The 21,398-nt window shown below is 35.9% G+C and carries 11 protein-coding genes and 1 pseudogene; 11 read left to right on the top strand and 1 reads right to left on the bottom strand.

Annotation, left to right across the window (positions count from 1 at the left end):
* Positions 1-571: 571 nt before the first annotated feature.
* Positions 572-1,237: an NUDIX hydrolase gene (locus OZP07_RS14720; protein ID WP_194640354.1), complete on the bottom strand. Its 666-nt coding sequence runs from the start codon at positions 1,235-1,237 to the stop codon at positions 572-574.
* A gap of 529 nt (positions 1,238-1,766) precedes the next feature.
* Here OZP07_RS14720 and OZP07_RS14715 point away from each other — a divergent pair.
* The 11 genes and pseudogenes from OZP07_RS14715 to OZP07_RS14670 all read left to right on the top strand — a co-directional run bounded on the left by OZP07_RS14715 (position 1,767) and on the right by OZP07_RS14670 (position 21,394).
* Entirely contained in the window at positions 1,767-4,223 is a 2,457-nt protein-coding gene (locus OZP07_RS14715; RefSeq protein WP_281635685.1) for a glycoside hydrolase family 95 protein, read from the top strand.
* A 247-nt stretch (positions 4,224-4,470) separates the two neighbouring features.
* Positions 4,471-7,062 carry a glycoside hydrolase family 31 protein gene (locus OZP07_RS14710; protein ID WP_281635684.1) on the top strand — a complete coding sequence of 864 codons (2,592 nt, stop codon included), beginning with the start codon at positions 4,471-4,473 and terminating at the stop codon, positions 7,060-7,062.
* 54 nt (positions 7,063-7,116) lie between these two features.
* The gene (locus OZP07_RS14705; RefSeq protein WP_281635683.1) at positions 7,117-8,076 is read left to right on the top strand and encodes a glycoside hydrolase family 43 protein; all 960 of its coding nucleotides are present in this window, start codon (positions 7,117-7,119) and stop codon (positions 8,074-8,076) included.
* A 29-nt stretch (positions 8,077-8,105) separates the two neighbouring features.
* Complete coding sequence (locus tag OZP07_RS14700; RefSeq protein ID WP_281635682.1) at positions 8,106-9,674, top strand: glycoside hydrolase family 43 protein; 1,569 nt, start codon at positions 8,106-8,108, stop codon at positions 9,672-9,674.
* Positions 9,675-9,723: 49 nt separating this feature from the next.
* The gene (xyl3A, locus tag OZP07_RS14695) at positions 9,724-12,318 is read left to right on the top strand and encodes a xylan 1,4-beta-xylosidase (RefSeq protein ID WP_281635681.1); all 2,595 of its coding nucleotides are present in this window, start codon (positions 9,724-9,726) and stop codon (positions 12,316-12,318) included.
* A 14-nt stretch (positions 12,319-12,332) separates the two neighbouring features.
* Positions 12,333-13,646 carry a glycoside hydrolase family 43 protein gene (locus OZP07_RS14690; protein ID WP_281635680.1) on the top strand — a complete coding sequence of 438 codons (1,314 nt, stop codon included), beginning with the start codon at positions 12,333-12,335 and terminating at the stop codon, positions 13,644-13,646.
* Between the two features lie 45 nt (positions 13,647-13,691).
* Positions 13,692-14,543: pseudogene (locus OZP07_RS22175) on the top strand (glycoside hydrolase family 43 protein); the annotation flags it as partial.
* Between the two features lie 66 nt (positions 14,544-14,609).
* Positions 14,610-15,047, top strand: coding sequence for a carbohydrate-binding protein (locus OZP07_RS22170; RefSeq protein WP_349293671.1), 438 nt, complete (start codon positions 14,610-14,612; stop codon positions 15,045-15,047).
* 103 nt (positions 15,048-15,150) lie between these two features.
* Complete coding sequence (locus OZP07_RS14680; protein WP_281635679.1) at positions 15,151-16,503, top strand: family 43 glycosylhydrolase; 1,353 nt, start codon at positions 15,151-15,153, stop codon at positions 16,501-16,503.
* A gap of 59 nt (positions 16,504-16,562) precedes the next feature.
* The gene (locus OZP07_RS14675) at positions 16,563-18,296 is read left to right on the top strand and encodes a glycoside hydrolase family 43 protein (protein WP_281635678.1); all 1,734 of its coding nucleotides are present in this window, start codon (positions 16,563-16,565) and stop codon (positions 18,294-18,296) included.
* 137 nt (positions 18,297-18,433) lie between these two features.
* Positions 18,434-21,394 (top strand): glycosyl hydrolase 115 family protein, encoded by a 2,961-nt coding sequence (locus tag OZP07_RS14670; RefSeq protein ID WP_281635677.1) that lies wholly within the window; start codon positions 18,434-18,436, stop codon positions 21,392-21,394.
* The last annotated feature ends 4 nt before the right edge of the window (positions 21,395-21,398 follow it).

The following is a 21,398-nucleotide window of genomic DNA, read 5'->3' as shown; positions in this document are numbered from 1 at the left end:
AAAAACGAACAACCCGATGTACTATCCCATATAAATTAAATTTAAAAATAGTCCATTTTGATTGCTTTATAATAGGCGGGCATCTTTAAAAAAAATAAGGCTGAGCCTATTCGGAATAGCTTACTTTCCTTTTAAGAAAAAGTAATGAACTTTTATATAGTCCGGTTACAGAGCGTAAAAAATTATTTAATGAGAATGATACTTAAAAATTGTTTTTTACATAATAGTCTAATTGACTACAATTTTAAGGGATATATTTTATATCAGCAAATTTTTCTTAAATAAGCGTTTGTTTTTTCTTGTATTTGACTCAAAATTTTAGTATTATAATTCTATTTTATTTAATGAAATCATAAAAATAATTAATAATATTTAATTTCTGTTTACAAATGTATAAAATACATTTAATTTATATGATAACTTTGTTTTTTATTGATAATTGTGTAATTTTTATCTAAATATTTTTTTAGGTGTAATTTCTGTTTAAAACTAGATTGCTGTTGATGTTCTATTTTGGTTTTTGTCAAAAGGCGGTATTGGTCAGCTTTGTAAATAACAATATGTTTTGCTTTTAGAATTCGAAACTGAATCCCTTTTTTGTTAGTTTTTCGTAAATTTCAGTATCAAATTCATACAGCTGCGCAGCTCTGTATTTAGTGTTCTGCTGTTTCTCGGGGAGGGTTTTAAGTAGTTTCATATTCAGGAATTTACGTCTAAAGTTGGGTTTGTCCATTTCGTATCCTAAAATTTCTTCATACAAATGCATAAGTTCAAGTAAGGTGAATTTGTTCGGAAGTAATGAAAAACCGATAGGTGCTTTTTTGACTTTTTTTCTAAGTTTTTTAAGGGCATACTCTAGTATTTGACTGTGATCGAAGGCTAGTTCGGGTATTTCTTTAATGTTGTACCATTTTGCGTCAGAGATGTTTCCTCCTGCAGTGATGCTGTAATCTGTGCTTTTGATTACTGCATAGTAGCCGATAGTGATTACACGCGCCGCAGGATAACGGTCTGGTGCGCCAAAAGCTTTTAGCTGTTTGAGGTAAATTTTGTCAAGACCTGTGATTTTTTTGAGCAGTCTGTGTGCGGCGCCTTTTATATGTTCTTTTTCAGTAATCCACCCGCCGGGAAGGCCCCATTGGCCTATTGATACTCCTTCACCGTGCTGTACAAGAAGTATTTTGAGGCTTCCGCTGTCATAGCCAAATACTGCACAGTCAATGGTGATGTCTCTCATTACCCATGTAGTTTCATTTCTGTCAATTTTTTTCTTTTTTTTCTTTTCTTCCACTATAAAAGTCTTTTTTTTCTAAAATAAAATCTGCGGTAGTGTGATTTATAAAGCAAAAATATTAAAAACTTACTATATATTGTCAATGTGACTATATTAAAATTCGAATTAGTCCTTTTTTTTTGCTGAAAATGTAATAATGGTACAAAGAACACTTAATTTCTTTTACATTAAAAAAAATGATATATTTTTACACAATCGTTTGTGTTTGCTATTTTTTTAAACATTATTCATTTTTATGTATATAATTTTATTAATTCATTTGATAAATAGCTGTTTTTTTAAATGCAATTTTTTGTAAAAAGTACTTGAGTTTGATAATCATTTATAATTTTTAGAAGACCGTCATAATAAATTATTATCAGAAATAAGTAGCAAAAAATTGACTTGAACAGATAAGCAGTTATGATCCAAACAATATAAATGCATCCAGATGATGGATATATTCTGAAATCAGATTAATTAATTATTTGTAATGAAAACTTTTTTTTTAACATTCCTGCTTTTTGGATTTTCTGTGTACTCACAGGAAGACAGAAATCTTAAACTTTGGTACAATCAGCCTTCGGGAGAAACATGGGAAAATGCGCTGCCGATAGGTAATGGTTTTCTTGGTGCTATGGTATATGGTAATGCTGAACATGAAATTATTCAGTTGAATGAGAATACGGTATGGAGTGGCGGTCCCAATAGAAATGACAATCCAAATGCTTTGGCAGCTTTGCCGGAAATTCAAAAAATGATTTTTGAAGGAAAATATAAAGAAGCTGAAGAATTAAGTAACAAAGCATTTATTTCAAAGAAGTCTCAGGGACAGATGTTTCAGCCAGTTGGAAATCTTAATTTATACTTTAAAGGCCATGAAAAATATTCTGATTACAGGAGGGAACTCGATATAGAAAAGGCAGTTTCGAAAACCAGTTATGAGGCTGATGGTGTGAAATATACGCGAGAGGCTTTTGTGTCATTTGCAGACAGAGTAATAGTAATGAGAATTACAGCTAATAAAAAAGGGAGCATTTCATTTGCAGCAAGCTATACTTCGCCTCATAAAATAAAGAATTTTGCAGTAAACAATTCAAAAGATCTCGAAATTACCGGAACTGCAAGTGACCACGAAGGTGTAGCGGGGCTGATTAAATTTAAAGGTATAACCCGTATTAAATTAGACAGCGGAAAATTATCTGAATCAGACGGAATGCTTACCGTTAAAGAGGCAAATGCTGTTACAATCGTTATTTCTATAGCAACTAATTTTAATAATTATCATGATGTAAGCGCTAATGAAGGACAACGTGCTGCCGATTATTTGAATAAAGCTGTTGGCAAATCTTATGAGATACTAAAAAAAGCACATATTGCTGCTTACCAAAAATATTTTAATCGTGTTAAACTTGATTTAGGAACAACTCCTGCCGCAGATCTGCCTACAGATGAACGATTGAAGAATTTTAGAAATGTAAATGATCCGCAATTTGCAGCATTATATTATCAGTATGGGCGCTACTTGCTTATATCATCTTCACAGCCTGGAGGACAGCCGGCTAATCTGCAGGGCATTTGGAATGGAAGTCTTCATCCTGCTTGGGATAGTAAATATACCATTAATATAAATGCAGAAATGAATTACTGGCCTGCTGAAAAAACAAATCTTTCAGAGCTGCATGCCCCTTTTTTACAGATGGTAAAAGATTTATCAGTAACGGGACAGGAAACTGCTAAAACGATGTATGGAACAAGAGGATGGATGGCACATCACAATACTGATATTTGGCGGGCTACTGGTGCTGTGGATGGTGCTTTCTGGGGGCTTTGGACTGCAGGAGGAGGATGGGCCAGCCAGCATTTGTGGGAGCATTATCTTTACACTGGTGATAAAACATTTTTAGCAGCTGTTTACCCGGTAATAAAAGGTGCTGCTTTGTTTTATGCCGATTTTCTGATTGAACATCCAAAATACAAATGGCTGGTAGTAAATCCAGGGAATTCACCAGAAAATGCACCAAAAGCACATAACGGCTCATCACTTGATGCAGGGACAACTATGGATAATCAAATTGTTTATGATGTTTTTACTGCAACAATTCAGGCAGCACAAACTTTAAAAGAGGATAATGCTTTAATAGACACTTTGAAACAGCTTCGCAATCGACTGGCTCCAATGCATATAGGGAAACACAACCAGCTGCAGGAATGGTTAGACGATATTGATGATCCTAAAGATAATCACCGGCATGTGTCGCACTTATATGGATTATTTCCTTCTAATCAGATTTCAGCCTATAGAACACCTGAATTATTCGCAGCTGCAAAAAACACCTTACTGCAGCGCGGAGACGTATCAACAGGCTGGAGTATGGGCTGGAAAATAAACTGGTGGGCAAAACTGCAGGATGGAAACCATGCTTATTCTCTTATAAAAAATCAATTGACCCCATTAGGTGTAAATGCTGGCGGGGGCGGAACGTATAATAATCTTTTTGATGCGCATCCTCCATTTCAGATTGACGGGAATTTTGGGTGTACTTCGGGAATTACAGAAATGCTGGTTCAAAGTTCAGATGGAGCGGTTCATCTGCTTCCCGCATTGCCTGATGCCTGGCCTGATGGCAGTGTTGAAGGAATACGTGCTCGGGGCGGTTTTGAAATTGCTGAGATGAAATGGAAAGATTCTAAAATTACAAAATTAGTTATCAAATCAGCACTTGGCGGGAACTTAAGATTACGCCTGCCAAATGCTATGAAACAAAAGTCAGGAGAGGAATTAGCAGCTGCAAATGGAGAAAATCCTAACCCGTTTTATTTTACAGATGAAACGGCATCACCTATTATATCTGAAAATTCTAATATAAAACCACTGGAGCTTAAACCTACAGTTTTGGTTGACTTTTTAACAAAAAAAAACGGTGTTTATACATTCGTCAGCAAATAAAAAAATACACAGTCCAAATTGAACTGAGAAGAGAGATATGAAAAATAAATTATTAAAAATCATAAACTTAAAAGGCATTATAGTCTTGTTTGCTGTGTTCAGCTTTTTTAATGTCTGGCCACAGTATGTACTATTGCAATCACAAGTAATTGTAGTAAATAAAAATTCAACAGTAGAGGTAAAATTACTTCGCAGGGGCGGTTTTGTTGTTTCATTAAATCCAATACAAAATTAAGCAGTTAAAAAAATGCAAAGATTCATATACATTCTAATTTTAAGTTTCTCCTTTTCAATTAGTGCGCAGCAGTATAAAAAGCACATTTTGACTACGGATAGGCTTTCAATTGAATTATCTGAAGGCATACTTAATATAATTCCTGTTACTGAAAAATCAATCCGGGTGCAATATCAAATTGGAAATTCAAAAGAAGCCCAAGAGTTTGTTTTGATTAATAAGCCTAAAGTTCCAGGTTTTACATTAAAAGAAACCGCAGCGAGTTTGAAGTTGAGCACAAAAGCAATAACAGCATCATTTGATAAAAAAACAACTGTTATTCAGTATAGCGATAAATCTGGTAAAGTGTTTCTTTCCGAGAAAGCAAATTCGAGGTTAATGAAACCCAGTTCCATTATGGGAGAAACTTGTTTTGTGGCCGAACAGGGATTTGAATCTCCTCAAGACGAGTATTTGTTTGGATTAGGACAATTTCAAGATGGCTTTTATAATTTAAAAAATACTGCCCGAAAGTTAATTCAGGTAAATTCACAGATTGCCATTCCGTTTTTGGTATCTAATAAAGGATATGGACTTTTATGGCACCAATATGGTCTGACCTATTTTAATCCAACGAACCAAAATATTCCCTTGGTTAAAAATGGTATAAACCAAAGTGAAAATCGAGAAGCCGAAGTAACAACCACAGCAGGAACACAGCGGGTTTCACAACAGCAGTCTGTTTATTCGGGCAGTTTTTCGGTGGCTAAAGACGGCGAATATTCTCTAATGCTTGACCTTGGTGATATGGATAGTAATCATTTGGTTATTATTGATAATATAGATGTAATCAATCAATCCAATTTATGGTTGCCGCCGGCAGTGAGCAGATTAGTTCAGTTAAAAGCAGGAGAACATACTGTAAAAGTTGTCTGCAAATCGAGCAACACACCGTCGCTTAGTTTAAAACTTTCTAATAACGAAACGGTTTTCAATTCGCCAAATGCGAAGTCACTTGATTATATCGTTTTTTCGGGAAAAGACACAGACGAAATTATTGCTGGTTACCGTAATTTAACCGGGAATGTTCCTATGCTGCCAAAATGGGCTTTTGGTTTCTGGCAATGCCGAGAAAGATATACTTCTGGCGAGCATTTGGTTGCTGCAATTAAAGAATTCAGGAAACGCAGTCTGCCTGTAGATGTAATTGTACAGGACTGGCAGTATTGGGGGAAATATGGCTGGGGAGTTCCTAAATTTGACGAAACACATTATCCTGAACCAGAAAAATTCATAAAGGAAATTCATGATTTGAATGCTCATTTTTCGGTTTCTGTCTGGGAAAATCTGAATAAAGAATCAGAAATTGGTAAGGAATATTTAGCTAAAAATTTATTCATTCCCAATAGTCCGTGGATAGACATTTTTAATCCCGAAACTCAAAAAACACATTGGAATGCACTCAATAAAAATTTATTTGCACTTGGTGTAGATTCTTGGTGGATGGATGCTACTGAACCAGAAAATGATGCGCTGAGAGGCAAACAAACTTATTTTGGCCTGGGAGATTTTTACCGCTTAACTTATCCATTATTTGTCAGCAAGGCGATTTATGAAGGACAAAGAAATACAAATCCAGAAAAAAGAGTTGCCATTCTCACCCGTTCAGCTTTTCTTGGACAGCAGCGTTACGGAACTATCAATTGGTCAGGTGATATAGGCTGGAGCTGGGACACTTATAAACGTCAGATAGAGGCAGGGTTAAATTACAATCTTACAGGCATGCCTTATTGGACAACTGATATTGGCGGTTTTTTCCGCCCGGGTCCGAGACAATATACTGACGAAAAGTATCATGAAATACTCACCCGCTGGTTTCAATGGGGTGCTTTCAATCCGATATTCCGTATTCATGGATACCAAACAGAAACGGAACCTTGGAAATATGGCGAAAAAGCAGAGAATAATATGCGTTCTATGATGAACCTCAGGTATCAGCTGCTGCCATATATTTATTCAGAAGCGTGGCAGATATCCAAGAATAATTCAACATTAATGCGGCCGCTAATTATGGATTTCAATGATGATCCAATTGCTGTCAGCCAAGCTTATGAATACATGTTTGGTAAAGCATTTTTGATAGCGCCGGTCACAGCTCCAGATGTTATCAATTGGGATGTTTATTTACCAAAGAATACTGCCTGGTATGACTTCTGGACTGGTAAACGATTTGAAGGCGGACAAACAGTAACAGTTCCGGCTCCATTGGATAAAATTCCGGTTTTTGTAAAGGAAGGTTCAATTGTGCCAATGGGGAATGTTGTTCAAAATACCCAGACAAAGCAGGATATTCTAGAAGTACGTGTCTATACAGGCAAAGATGCTGCGTTTACATTTTATAATGACGAAGGGAATAATTACAATTATGAAAAAGGAAAGTATATCGAAATTCCAATGATTTGGAATGAAAAGAATCAAAGTTTGACTATAGGTAAACAAATTGGTAATTACCAAGACCAGACAAAGGTGTATACCATGAATATTGTATGGATGTCTGGAAAACAGAATGATGCAGCTGTTAAAACAATAAAATATACAGGTAGGCAAGCAGTGGTAAAAAAGTGATTTCAGATTAAAACTGAAATCAGAATAGATAATTAGAAACTAAAAATGGATAATATGAAATTTAAGATTAAAATTCTATTGGTGTTCTGTGGTTTGTCAATGATTAGAATGACAGCACAAAATCCTATTATAAAAAATATTTTTACTGCAGATCCTTCGCCGCTTGTACATAAAGGCACATTGTATTTGTATACAGGGCATGATGTAGCAACAGAACAAGATACGAATTATAAAATGTCCGATTGGCACGTATTTTCTACAACAGACATGGCAGCCTGGAAAGATCACGGAGCACTGCTTTCGCCAAGTACATTTTCTTGGGCTACTGGGGATGCTTATGCTGCGCAGTGTGTGGAGAGAAAAGGAAAGTTTTACTGGTTTGTTTCTACGTTTCACAAAAAAGATGATGTAAGCGGGGGCGGTGCCGCAATTGGCGTAGCTGTTTCTGACAGTCCTACAGGTCCTTTTAAAGATGCTATTGGTAAGGCTCTTGTAATAAACGAAATGACTACAGACATGAAATTTGCCTGGGATGATATTGACCCTACCGTATTTGTTGATGATGACGGACAAGCTTATTTATTTTGGGGTAATGGAAGCTGTAAATGGGTAAAACTTAAAGACAATATGATCGAAATGGACGGGCCTATCACCACTTTTAAACCTAAAAATTACATTGAAGGACCATGGGTATATAAGAGAAAAAATCTGTATTATCTAGTTTATCCAAGCGTTGGTACAAAACCAGAAATGATAGAATACTGCACAGCTCCAAAACCAGAGGGACCATGGACATATCAAGGTATCATCCAAGATAATGTGACAAACAGTTTTACTACACATCCAGGGATTATTGACTATAAAGGGAAATCATACTTTTTTTACCATAATGGGAGTCTGCCTACTGGCGGTAGTTATAGACGTTCTGTCTGCGTAGACTATATGTATTATAATGAAGACGGAACGATTCAAAAAATTGTGCAGACAACTGAAGGCGTAGCCAAAGTAAAATAAAATATACACCTTAGATTCAAATTTATACAATGAAAAATAAAATTAGTATCATTTTTACCTGTCTGATTTTAATTATGCAGACGGCAGTATTTTCTCAAAAAACGACAGCCAAAAATCCCGTGATTTATGCAGATGTGCCTGATTTATCTATCATTAGAGTTGGGAATACATACTACATGAGCAGTACCACAATGCACATGAATCCGGGTGTTCCAATCATGAAATCCAATGATTTAGTGAACTGGAAACTTATTAATTATGCTTATGAAACATTAGAGGATAATGATGATAAACTGAATTTAGATAATGGTAAAAATGATTATGGCAGAGGTTCATGGGCCAGCAGTCTGCGCTATCATAATGGCACTTATTATGTCAGTACTTTTTCTGGGACAACTGGTAAAACGTATATTTTTTCCACAAAAAATTTAGAAAAAGGTCCTTGGAAAAAAAATGTATTAAATGCTTCTTACCATGACCATTCGATTTTTTTTGATGATGACGGCAGGATTTATATGGTTTATGGTAACGGAAAACTTTTTGTAAAAGAATTAAATGCTGATTTATCGGGAATTAAAGAAGGAGGATTGGATCAGGTATTAATTGAAAACGCCAGCGCTCCAGCCGGAAGCAATATTATGCTTAATTCGGAGGGTTCTCAGCTTTTTAAGGTGAAAGGAAAATACTATCTGTTTAATATCGCCTGGCCAAAAGGAGGAATGCGAACTGTAGTTATACATCGGGCGGACAATATTAACGGCCTTTGGGAAGGAAAAATCGGTTTGCAGGATTTAGGTGTTGCACAAGGCGGAATTATTGATACTCCTGACGGAAAATGGTTTTCTTATTTATTTAGAGATGCAGGAGGCGTAGGCCGTATTCCCTATCTGGTTCCTGTTAAATGGGAAAACGGCTGGCCAATATTAGGAGAAAATGGTAAAGTGCCGGAAACTTTAGATTTACCGGCTAATAAAAGCCTTATTCCGGGTATTGTAAATTCTGATGATTTTACCCGAAAAAATGGAGAAACTGATTTACCATTAGTGTGGCAGTGGAATCACAATCCAGACAACAAACTTTGGTCTGTTACAGAAAGAAAAGGCTATTTAAGATTAAAAACAGAACGAATCGACAACAGTTTTCTGCAAGCTAAAAATACTTTAACTCAAAGAACTTTTGGCCCTGAAAGTTCAGGTGAAATAATGATTGAAGTTTCTAAAATGAAAGACGGCGATTTTGCAGGACTTTCATTATTGCAGAAAGATTTCGGACTAATAGCTGTAAAAGCTGAAAACGGTTCTAAAAAAATCGTAATGATTGATATTTCCAAAGAAATTGAAAGTGTTCCTTTAAATCAGGACAAAGTATACTTTAAAGCCGAATGTAATTTCAAAGATAAAGCTGATACAGGAAGATTTTTCTACAGTCTGGATGGAAAAAAATGGATTAGTATCGGAAATGCTATAAAACTGCCATACACACTTCCGCATTTTATGGGATACCGTTTTGGACTTTTCAATTATGCAACCAAAAATACGGGCGGTTTTGCGGATTTTGATTATTTCCATATCAGTGATAAAATTTCGAAAACGAATTAGTTTTTCTTTTTATAACAAGCTTAGCTATTAAATTATAATATAAAAAAGCATGAAAATTAATTGTCTCATCATCATAAGTTTATTTTCAATATGCAGCATAAATGCGCAGAAATATCCTTACCAGAATTCTTCACTCAGTTCAGAAGAAAGAGCCAAGGATTTAATTTCAAGACTGACACTTGAAGAAAAAGCCGCATTAATGTGCGACCAGTCTGATGCTGTGCCAAGGCTTGGAATTAAAAAATTCAACTGGTGGAGTGAAGCTTTGCATGGCTATGCAAATAATGATAATGTAACTGTTTTTCCAGAACCTATCGGTATGGCAGCTTCATTTGACGATCAGTTTGTTTATCGTGTTTTTGATGCCGTATCTGATGAAGCCAGAGCAAAATACAATCAGTGGATTAAAAACGGAAATGAAAATAAACGGTTTTTAAGTCTCTCAGTATGGACTCCAAACGTAAATATTTTTAGAGACCCGCGCTGGGGACGAGGTCAGGAAACTTATGGAGAGGATCCTTATCTTACTTCACGAATGGGTATTTCTGTTGTGAAGGGACTGCAGGGACCAGCAGATTCTAAATACCGTAAGCTCTTGGCCTGCGCAAAGCATTTTGCTGTTCATTCCGGCCCGGAATGGAGCAGACACGAATTAAATCTTAATAGTGTAGATCCTAGAGAATTGTATGAAACCTACCTGCCGGCATTTAAAGCACTAGTGAAGGATGCAGATGTAAGGGAAGTTATGTGTGCCTATCAGCGTCTGGATGATGAACCTTGCTGCAGTAATACCCGTCTTTTGCAGCGTATTCTTCGTGATGAATGGGGATATAAATACATGGTAGTTTCAGATTGCGGAGCAGTAACTGATTTTTATACTACTCATAAAGTCTCATCAGATGCGGTACATGCTGCTTCCAAAGCTGTACTTGCAGGAACTGACGTAGAATGTGTTTGGGAGAAGTACCCTTTTAAAAACCTGCCCGAAGCTGTTGCAAAAGATTTAATTAAAGAATCTGATATTAACAAAAGTCTGCTTCGTGTTTTAGTGGGGCGTTTTGATTTAGGTGAAATGGACGATGATGCTATTGTGCCTTGGACAAAGATTCCTGCTTCGGTTCTTAATAATAAAGAACATCAGCAGTTAGCACTTGAAATGGCTCATAAAACAATGACGCTTCTGCAGAATAAAAACAATGTTCTTCCTTTAAATAAAACAGCTGGTAAGATTGCAGTTATTGGTCCAAACGCTGATAATGAACCTGTGTTATGGGGAAATTATAATGGTACACCCGTTAGAACCATTACGATAAAAGATGGAATTGAATCCAAAATAGGAGCAAACAAAATCGTTTATGATAAAGCCTGTGATTTAGTAGAAGATAAAGTAACTCAGACTTATTTTGACCAAATTTCATTTGAAGGGAAAAAAGGAATGAAAGCTACTTATTGGAACAATCCAAACAGAGAGGGCGCTAGTGTAATTTCTCAGCAGATTGTTAATCCTATAAAAATGACTACTGCGGGTCAGCATGAGTTTGCTTCAGGAGTTAAGCTGGAAGGATTTTCTGCAAAGTATGAAACAGAATATACAGCGAAACAAAACGATACACTTGTTTTTAAAACTGGGATTACCGGTGTTTTTGAATTGTTAGTGAACGGGAAATCAATTTCAAAAGCCAATAATTGGCGGACAGTTCCTTCTAATATTCCATTTGTTGTAGAGGCAGGGAAAAAATATAAAATTGAAATTCTTTATGCTCAGTCAAACAATTGGCAGGCCAATCTAGAATTCGATTTTGGAAAAGGATTTGATATCGATTTCAGCAAATTGGTTCAAAAATTAAAAGGTATCGATACGGTAGTTTTTGTAGGCGGACTTTCGACTTTGCTTGAAGGCGAAGAAATGCCTGTTTCTTATCCGGGTTTTAAAGACGGTGACCGTACAAATATTGAGCTTCCATCTGTTCAGAGAAAATGTTTGAAAGAACTCAAAGATGCCGGCAAAAAAGTAGTTTTTGTAAACTGTTCCGGTTCTGCCATTGCTTTAGCTCCTGAAACCTCGAGCTGTGATGCTATTTTACAGGCGTGGTATCCAGGAGAATCGGGCGGTCAAGCTGTTGCCGATGTACTTTTTGGAGATTATAATCCTGCTGGAAAACTGCCGGTTTCATTTTATAAAAATTCAGAGATACTAGGTGATTTTGAAAATTATTCAATGAAGAACCGTACTTACAGATATACAACAGATGTTTTATTTCCTTTTGGTTTTGGCTTAAGTTACTCTGAATTTAATATTGGCTCAGGCACATTAAGCAAGACAAATATAAAACCGACTGAAAACACGCAGTTAAGTTTTCCAATACAAAATATCAGTAAACGTGATGGAACCGAAATTGTTCAGGTGTATGTCCGAAAATTAAATGATTCCAACGGTCCTTTAAAAACATTAAAAGCTTTTAAAAGAATCAATTTAAAGGCAGGCGAAAAACAAAATGTTACGATCGATTTACCGGCTTCTTCATTTGAGTTTTATGATACTAAAATTAATAAAATGAATGTGGCATCAGGTGAATATGAAGTTTATTATGGCAATAGTTCGGATGCCAAAGATTTAAAAATGACTACCGTTTATATTAAATAAAACAGTTAAAAAAAATGAGCTTTAAAAAGAAATGCCTTTTAGTATTTTGTAGTATTCCCATGCTGGGGTTTGCTCAGAAGCCTATTATTCAAACCAAATATACTGCCGATCCTGCTCCGATGGTACATAATGATACAGTGTTTTTATATACATCCCATGATGAAGATGATGCCACTGGATTCAAAATGAAGGATTGGCTGCTTTATACTTCAACAGATATGGTAAACTGGACCGATCATGGTATTGTTGCTTCACTGAACGATTTCAGCTGGGTAAAGCATGACAATGGTGCCTGGGCGATTCAATGTATAGAGAGAAATGGTAAATTTTATATTTACGCTCCCATGCACGGGCAGGGAATAGGTGTATTAGTATCCGATAGTCCTTATGGACCGTTTAAAGATCCACTGGGAAAACGATTGATTGAGGACAATCATATTTGGAATGATATTGACCCAACACCACTTATTGATGATGACGGACAAGCTTATCTATATTGGGGAAATCCGGATGTATATTATGTGAAATTAAATGAAGACATGATTTCGACCTCTGGAGAAGTTGTCAAAGAACCTACTAAACCAAGGAACTATCAGGAAGGGCCTTGGGTTTATAAACGCAAAGGACATTATTATATGTCTTACGCCTCAACTTGCTGTCCGGAAGGGATTGGATACGCGATGAGTAATTCCCCAGCAGGACCTTGGGAATATAAAGGAATGGTCGTTCAAGCCAGTGAGAAAACAAGAGGTAATCACCCTGGGATAATTGATTATAAAGGTAAATCTTATGTTTTTGGTCATAGTTATGATTTAATAAAAAGAGAAACTGCTACGTTTTATGAAAGACGTTCTGTGGATATGGACGAAATCATTTATAATCCCGACGGAACAATACAAGCCTTATCATACTGGTCTGTTGATGGACCAAAACCAGTTGGAACAATTAATCCTTTTAAACGTGTTGAAGCTGAAACCATGGCATGGAGTGAAGGAGTGAAGTCGGATGCAATTAATGAAAAAGGTGTATTTGTGACTAAAATAGACAACGACGATTATATTGATATTCAGTCTGTTAATTTTGATAAAGAACCAAAAAGTTTCCAAGTTAGTGCCTCTTCCATTTTGGGAGGAAAAATAGAAATCCATTTAGATACTAAAGAAGGCGAACTTCTGGGTGTTTGTGTTATAAAAAGTACCGGGGATTTAAATACTTGGAAAGAATTTAATGCTAAAGTTAAAAAGGTAAAAGGCTTGCATAATCTGTTTTTTGTGTTCAAAGGGAATGAGAAATCTATGTTTAATTTAGATTGGTGGCTATTTGAATAATCCCATTTAATTTAAAAACAATCTAAAAAAGTTAATAAATAAAAAATGTACTTAAAAAAAATTAAGCTTTTGGTATATATAATTCCTATGATTGGATTTTCTCAAAATCCTATTGTACAGACAAGCTATACCGCCGATCCCGCACCGATGGTGTATAATGGCAAAGTGTATTTGTATACTTCCCATGACGAAGATGAATCGACTTGGTTTACGATGAATGACTGGAAGTTATACACTACCGAAGACATGGTAAACTGGACAGATCATGGCGCGGTGCTGTCATACAAAGATTTTAGCTGGGCAAAGATGAATGCTTGGGCAATTCAGTGTATAGAAAGAGAAGGCAAGTTTTATATATATGCGCCAATAACCGATCGTCAGGGGAAAAATGGTATTGGAGTCGCAGTGTCAAATAGCCCTTATGGACCTTTCACAGATCCTTTAGGAAAACCACTAATTCAAAACAGCAATGCCGATATTGATCCAACGGTTTTTGTTGATGATGATGGACAGGCTTATCTATTATGGGGAAATCCTGTATGCCATTATGTGAAATTGAACGAAGACATGATCTCTTATAATGACGAAATAAAAACATTCCCAAACACTATTGAAGCATTTGGAAAACGCATAGGAAAAGAAGATTCCCGCAGGCCTACAACTTATGAAGAAGGACCCTAGCTTTATAAAAGAAACAAATTGTATTATTTGTTTTTTGCGGGAGGTCCAATTTCAGAACATATAAGTTATTCGACCAGCAAAAGTCCGATTGGTCCTTGGAAATATCAGGGGGTTGTAATGCCTACTCAGAGCGGAAGCTTTACAAACCATCCCGGTGTTATTGATTTTAAAGGCAAGTCTTATTTTTTCTATCATAATGGCGCATTACCTGGAGGTGGAGGTTTTACCCGATCAGTATGTGTAGAAGAAGCTGTTTTCAATCCGGATGGCACCATTAAACAGATGAATATGACCGAAGGAATTAAAAAAAGCTTGGCCACTGTCAATCCTTACGTTAAGTCAGAAGCAGAAACTATGGCTTGGTCAAAAGATGTAAAAGCGATGCAGAATAATGAGGTTGGTGTTTTTATAACTGCCATGAAAAATGATGCTTTTACAAAAGTTAAAGATGTCGATTTCCGAAAAGATGGGGCTTCAAAATTTACCGCAAGGCTGGGTACAACTCACAACAGTGATGTATCTATGGAAGTAAGGTTAGACGGTGTGGATGGTGAATTAATTGGAACTATAAAAGTTCCAATGACAGGAGGAAACGATAGATGGGCATTAGTGACTACAGACATTCAGAAAGTCACAGGAATACATGATGTTTATTTTGTGTTTAAAGGAAAAGCTTCCAGCAAAATCATGTTTTTTGATTATTGGATGTTTTCTAAATAATAAAAAAGGATTCAGATAATTATGTATTTAAGAAGCAATTTAAAGTATCAGTTTCCTTAAAAAATGTAATGGAGGGATATTTAGTCAATTAATGTAAAATAAAATGAAGAATTTAACCTGTATTTTTAAAATTGAAATGGTGTTAGTATTTATAATTAACACAGTTTCTTTTGCTCAAAATCCGCTTATCCGAGATCAGTTTACGGCCGATCCTTCTGCGAGAGTGTTTGGAGATAAAGTTTATATATTTCCGTCTCATGATATTCTTGCGGCTGAAGGGAAAGGACGCAAAGACTGGTTTTGTATGGAAGATTATCATGTGTTTTCTTCGGCTGACTTAACCCATTGGACAGATCACGGAATGATAGTACAGCAAAATTCAGTTTCCTGGGTTAAACCCAATAGTTATAGCATGTGGGCACCAGATTGTATTGAAAGAAAGGGTAAGTATTATTTCTATTTTCCGAGTATACCAAAAGATACCATTAATTATAAAAAAGGATTTACCGTAGGCGTGGCCATTGCCAGTAAGCCTGAAGGACCTTATGTGCCGGAACCAAATCCGATAAAAGGAATCAGTGGGATTGATCCTAATGTTTTTATTGACAAAGACGGACAGGCTTATTTATACTGGTCTGGAGGAAATATTTATGGAGCCAAATTAAAGGAAAACATGACCGAATTAGATTCGGAGGTGAAAACACTAGAAAATTTGCCTGCGATAGGATTAAAAGAAGGACCGTATGTATTTGAGAGAAACGGAATCTATTACCTGACTTATCCTCATGTCGAAAACAAAATTGAGCGTTTAGAATATGCAACTGCTTATAATCCGTTAGGTCCATTCAAAGTTGCAGGCGTTATTATGGATGAATCGCCTGCCGGATGCTGGACTAATCATCATTCGATTATAGAATTTAAAAAGCAATGGTATTTGTTTTATCACCACAACGATTTATCGCCTCAATTTGATAAAGCCAGATCAATCAGAGCTGATTATTTGAATTTCAATCCAGACGGAACTATTCAGAAAGTGATTCCGACTTTAAGAGGCGTTGGAATCACCAAAGCAACGGATCAAATTCAAATTGACCGATATTTTGAAATAAGCGATAAAGGAGTTTCAATTTCATTTTTAGAGAGTCAAAATTCCTTTAAAGGATGGAAAACTTCCTTCAATCAGTCAGGAGGATGGATACAGTACAATAATGTTGATTTTGGTCAGAAAAAATTAAAATCGGTGACTGTAAAAGTTTCTTCAGAAAAAGGCGGGGTTCTGCAGATAGCTTCGAAAGAAAAAAAACAAACGATTATCGCTGAAGTAACTGTTTCCAAAGGCAGTAATTGGGCAGAAATAAAATCGCCAGTATTGACAATGGAATCCGGTATTCAAAATTTGATTGTTTTGTCGAAAGGTGATAATCAAATTGAAATTGATTGGATCAAATTTGAATAGCAGTACAAACTAAAGTTAGAAAAGAATAAAATTAATAAATAATAAATAAATAGTTAGAAATGAAAAAGATACAAATCGTTTTATTTTCATCATTAATGATGGGCTTGTTTTCCTTCACAAATATTGGTGATAAAGACAAGCTCAAAGGTAAAACAGCAAAAAATCCACCAGTGTTTTCCAAAGTGGTTTATCAGGGTGACGATCAGTTATATAAAAAAAATCCATTAAAAGCAGGGGAGTTTTATACCCCGGTGCTGCAGGGGTGTTATCCGGATCCGGCAATTACCAGAAAAGGGGATGATTATTATATGGTTTGTTCATCATTTGCAATGTTTCCCGGCGTACCTATTTTTCATTCTAAAGATTTAGTAAACTGGACTGATTTGGGCGGGGTTTTGAATAATGTAAACGAATTTAATCCGCACGATACGGGTATCAGTGCAGGAGTCTACGCTCCGGGGATAACTTACAATCCGCATAATGATACTTTTTATATGATTGTTACGGCTTTTACAGGGAATATGGGAAATATAATAGTAAAAACCAAAGACCCGATGAAAGGCTGGGGAAGCCCAATTAAACTAGATTTTGGAGGAATTGATCCATGTATTTTTTTTGATGATAATGGAAAAGGTTATATCGTTCACAATGATGCTCCGGATAAAGGCAAAGAACTTTATATTGGTCACCGCGTAATTAAAGTATGGGAATATGATACTGCAGCTGACAAAGTAATTCCAGGTACTGATAAAATTATTGTTGACGGAGGAGTAGATCTTTCTAAAAAACCTATTTGGATTGAAGCGCCGCATTTGTATAAAAAAGACGGACGTTATTATTTAATGTGTGCCGAAGGTGGTACAGGAGGGAATCATAGTGAGGTGATTTTCATCAGTGACAGTCCAAAAGGTCCTTTTAAACCATCATCAAACAATCCCATCCTAACACAAAGATATTTTCCAAAAGACAGAGCCAATAAAGTGGATTGGGCAGGACATGCTGATTTAGTATTAGGACCGGATAATAAATATTACGGAGTGTTTTTAGGAATACGCCCTAATGAAAAAGACAGAGTAAATGCAGGACGTGAAACGTTTATGCTTCCTGTAGACTGGTCTGGAACGTTTCCTGTTTTTGAAAACGGATTAGTTCCAATGGAACCAAAATTAAAAACGCCAAACGGAGCTGAAAATAAAACCGGAAAGGATGGATTTTTTCCTAATGGAAATTTTACTTTCGAAGAAAATTTTACTTCCAATAAATTAGATTACAGATGGATAGGATTAAGAGGGCCGCGCGAAAATTTTATTTCAGTAACTAAAAAAGGACTGCAGATTAATCCATTTGAAGTAAACATTAAAGAAGTGAAACCTACTTCGACGCTTTTTTACAGACAGCAGCACAATAGTTTCACTTTTGCCACAACAATTGATTACAAACCAGCTTCCGAAAAAGATTTGGCAGGTATTACATGTCTGCAAAATGAGAAGTTTAATTATGTTTTTGGTATCACCAAAAAAGGAAATGATACTTATATATTGTTAGAAAGAACAGAAAAAGGGGAGTCTAAAATTATTGCAAGTACAAAAATTGACATCAAAAAACCAATCCGTCTGCAGGTAAAAGCAACAGGAGACAGTTATGAATTTAGCTATTCAACTGATGGTATTGATTTTAAAAACTTAGGGGGAGCAGTTTCAGGAGATATTCTGTCAACTAATGCTGCAGGAGGTTTTACAGGCGCATTGGTAGGATTATATGCAACTGCTGCTAATGATGCTCAGCCTCAGTAAAGAGAAGATGCAGTTTTTAAGTTACAGACCCCGAAGGGATTTTGATTTTGGGGTCTTTGATACTGTAATTTTTAATTTAAAGTCTCGCTTATAGGCTGTCTCAAATCTATTTATAATCAATTATGATTCAATTCAAAATGAAATTTTATACGTTATCAGCAGTATTGTTTTTAATGGCAAATACATTTGGTCAGTCAATTAAAAAAAGTGTCCAGCAAACACCTCCACAATATGTTTTGCATCAAATGGAAACACATGCTTTTACAATTGCGGCTAATGGTAAATCAGCTTCTATTTATGTTGATCCAAGTGATTGGAAAGGAGTTGTCCGCGCTGCGAAAGATTTAGGAGATGATGTCCGAAAAGTAACAGGGGAATCTTCTCAGGTTTTTGAAAGCATACAATCTGAAAAGAATTCTATTGTGGTAGGAACTATCGGTAAAAGCCAGATTATTGATAAATTAATAGCTGCTAAAAAAATTGATGTTTCTGGTATAAAAGGACAGTGGGAATCATTTTTAATTCAGACAGTAGACGGTCAGTTAGTAGTAGCAGGCAGTGATAAACGGGGGACTATTTATGGAATTTATGATATCTCGGAAAAAATTGGCGTCTCTCCATGGTATTTTTGGGCTGATGTTCCAATTAAAAAAGTAAAAGAACTTTACATTAAGCATGGAACATACATTCAAAATTCGCCAAAAGTAAAATACCGCGGCATATTTATCAACGATGAGGAACCTTCATTTGCACAATGGGCAAGAGGAAATTACGGAGGAATAAATTCCAAAATGTATGCCACTATGTTTGAATTACTTTTGCGTTTGAAAGCCAATTATTTATGGCCAGCAATGTGGGGAAAATCATTTAATGAAGACGATCCGCTGAATCCCGTAGTTGCTGATGAATATGGCATTGTGATGGGAACTTCACATCATGAACCGATGATGCGTTCGCAAAAAGAATATACAGATAGAAAAAAAGAAATTGGGGAATGGAACTTTGAAACCAATGAAAAGAATATTAGTCAATTTTTTTACGATGGATTAGAACGCAATAAAAATTTTGATAACTTAATCACCATTGGAATGCGTGGCGAAGGTGATGTGGCAATGGGAGAAGGTGACGATTTAAAGAACATTAACACTTTGCAGAATGTTATAAAAAAGCAAAGAGGAATTATTCAAAAAGTATATAATGATCCTCCTGAAAATCACCCTCAAGTTTGGGCTATATTTACAGAAGTGCAGCGTTATTACGATGCAGGCATGACAGTTCCAGATGATGTTATTCTTTTATTCTGTGACAATAACTGGGGACAAATACGACGTACTTATCCAGAAAAGGAAAAGAATAGAATAGGAGGGGGTGGATTGTACTATCATATTGATATGAACGGAGGTCCTTGGAATGATCGTTGGCTTAACACTACTACAATTCCTAAACTGCAAGAACAATTTAATTTGGCTTATCAATCAGGTCTTGATAAATTATGGATAGTTAATGTTGGTGACTTAAAGCCTAAAGAACTTCCTATTGATTTTATTATGCGTTTTGCCTGGAATCCAGATGGAATCCCAGCGGATAAAACTTGGAATTATACAGTTGATTGGGCTAAGAGAATTTTTGGAAACGAACATGCTGAAGAGATTGCAGATATAGTTTCAAAGTATACCAAATATAATCTTTGGCGTAAACCTGAAGTACAGGTTGCTAATATTTTTAGCGTTGTCAATAACCATGAATCGGATAGAGTATTAAAACTATGGAGGGAAGTAACTGATAAAGCAGAAAAATTAAAATCAGAAATTCCTTCAGATGCTCAAGATGCTTATTATCAATTAGTATTGTATCCAGCGAAAGCTTCGGCCGGCGTTGCTGAAATCTTTCTGGCAGCCGATAAAAACAGGCTTTTTGCAAAACAAGGCAGAGTAAGTGCAAATGATTTTTACAAACGTGCTCAGGATCTTTTTGAAGAAGATAAAAAAATGAGTGATTACTACAATGATACAATGTCCAAAGGGAAGTGGAAGAATATGATGAGTGACGTTCACATGGGGTATACAATGTGGTCTATGCCTAAAGCTAATCAACTTCCTGAGATGAAAGAAATAACTCCATTAGCTGAGCCAACGATGGGTGTCGCTATAGAAGGATCTGAATTATCATGGCCGAATGCTACTGATAAAGCAGTATTGCCTGTATTTGACGGATTGGCTAAATCCAGTTATTATATTGACGTATTTAACCGTGGTCTTGGAAAATTTGAATTTGTTGCTAAAGCAAATAAACCTTGGATTAAATTAAGTCAGTCTAAAGGGGTTGTTGAAAAAGAAACACGTATTCAGGTAGATATAGACTGGAATATTTTAGCCGATGGAACTTTTGATGGTGTGATTGAAGTTAGTCAAGGAAATAATATAGTATCTGTTCAGCTTGACGCTGTAAAAGCAGATCAGCCAAAAATTAACGAACCTTATTTTGGGAGTTTAACGGGAGAATTTTCTATTCCTTCAAATAAATACAATGCTAATATACCAGGAAAGAATGCAAAATGGATTGCTTTATCAGATTTAGGAAGATCAGAAGCGAGTATGGGAATTTATCCAACAAATGCACCAAGTGCAACTGTAGAAACAGCTCCTCGATTAGAATATAAAGTCTTACTTTCTGAAAAAGGAAAAGCAAAAGTTTTTTTAGGTATTCTTCCTGTGCAGGATGTTAATCCAACTCGTGGATTGAGAATTGCAGTTGCTTTAGATAATCAAACACCCCAAATTATTGATGCTCGAAAAGGTATGGTTGATGAGTTCAAAGAATATACCCCAAGTAATTTAGCGAACTCAAAAGTGTTAAAACCACTTCCTCCTTTAAACAGAGATTGTTATTTGAACGGCAGTGGTAAGGAACGGCGAAGCGATATTTTTGACAATATGAGGTGGCTTGATACAGCATTAGAAGTAAGCGAACCGGGTATTCATACCTTGAAAATCTTTATGATTGATCCAGAAGTAGTGATTGACAACATTGTTATCAACCCAAATAATAGGTATCCCAGTTATTTTGGACCAGTTTCAAATCAGTATAATGCAAAATAATTTT

Origin of the sequence: Flavobacterium marginilacus, assembly GCF_026870155.1 — a bacterium.
In the GTDB taxonomy this organism is placed as follows: domain Bacteria; phylum Bacteroidota; class Bacteroidia; order Flavobacteriales; family Flavobacteriaceae; genus Flavobacterium; species Flavobacterium marginilacus.
This window is presented reverse-complemented; position numbering and strand designations above follow the sequence as displayed.

Excerpts from the sequence above, each read along its gene's own strand:
- OZP07_RS14720 (WP_194640354.1), bottom strand. The coding sequence starts at position 1,237 with ATGAGAGACATCACCATTGACTGTGCAGTATTTGGCTATGACAGCGGA.
- OZP07_RS14715 (WP_281635685.1), top strand. The coding sequence starts at position 1,767 with ATGAAAACTTTTTTTTTAACATTCCTGCTTTTTGGATTTTCTGTGTAC.
- OZP07_RS14710 (WP_281635684.1), top strand. The coding sequence starts at position 4,471 with ATGCAAAGATTCATATACATTCTAATTTTAAGTTTCTCCTTTTCAATT.
- OZP07_RS14705 (WP_281635683.1), top strand. The coding sequence starts at position 7,117 with ATGAAATTTAAGATTAAAATTCTATTGGTGTTCTGTGGTTTGTCAATG.
- OZP07_RS14700 (WP_281635682.1), top strand. The coding sequence starts at position 8,106 with ATGAAAAATAAAATTAGTATCATTTTTACCTGTCTGATTTTAATTATG.
- xyl3A (WP_281635681.1), top strand. The coding sequence starts at position 9,724 with ATGAAAATTAATTGTCTCATCATCATAAGTTTATTTTCAATATGCAGC.
- OZP07_RS14690 (WP_281635680.1), top strand. The coding sequence starts at position 12,333 with ATGAGCTTTAAAAAGAAATGCCTTTTAGTATTTTGTAGTATTCCCATG.
- OZP07_RS22170 (WP_349293671.1), top strand. The coding sequence starts at position 14,610 with ATGAATATGACCGAAGGAATTAAAAAAAGCTTGGCCACTGTCAATCCT.
- OZP07_RS14680 (WP_281635679.1), top strand. The coding sequence starts at position 15,151 with ATGAAGAATTTAACCTGTATTTTTAAAATTGAAATGGTGTTAGTATTT.
- OZP07_RS14675 (WP_281635678.1), top strand. The coding sequence starts at position 16,563 with ATGAAAAAGATACAAATCGTTTTATTTTCATCATTAATGATGGGCTTG.
- OZP07_RS14670 (WP_281635677.1), top strand. The coding sequence starts at position 18,434 with ATGAAATTTTATACGTTATCAGCAGTATTGTTTTTAATGGCAAATACA.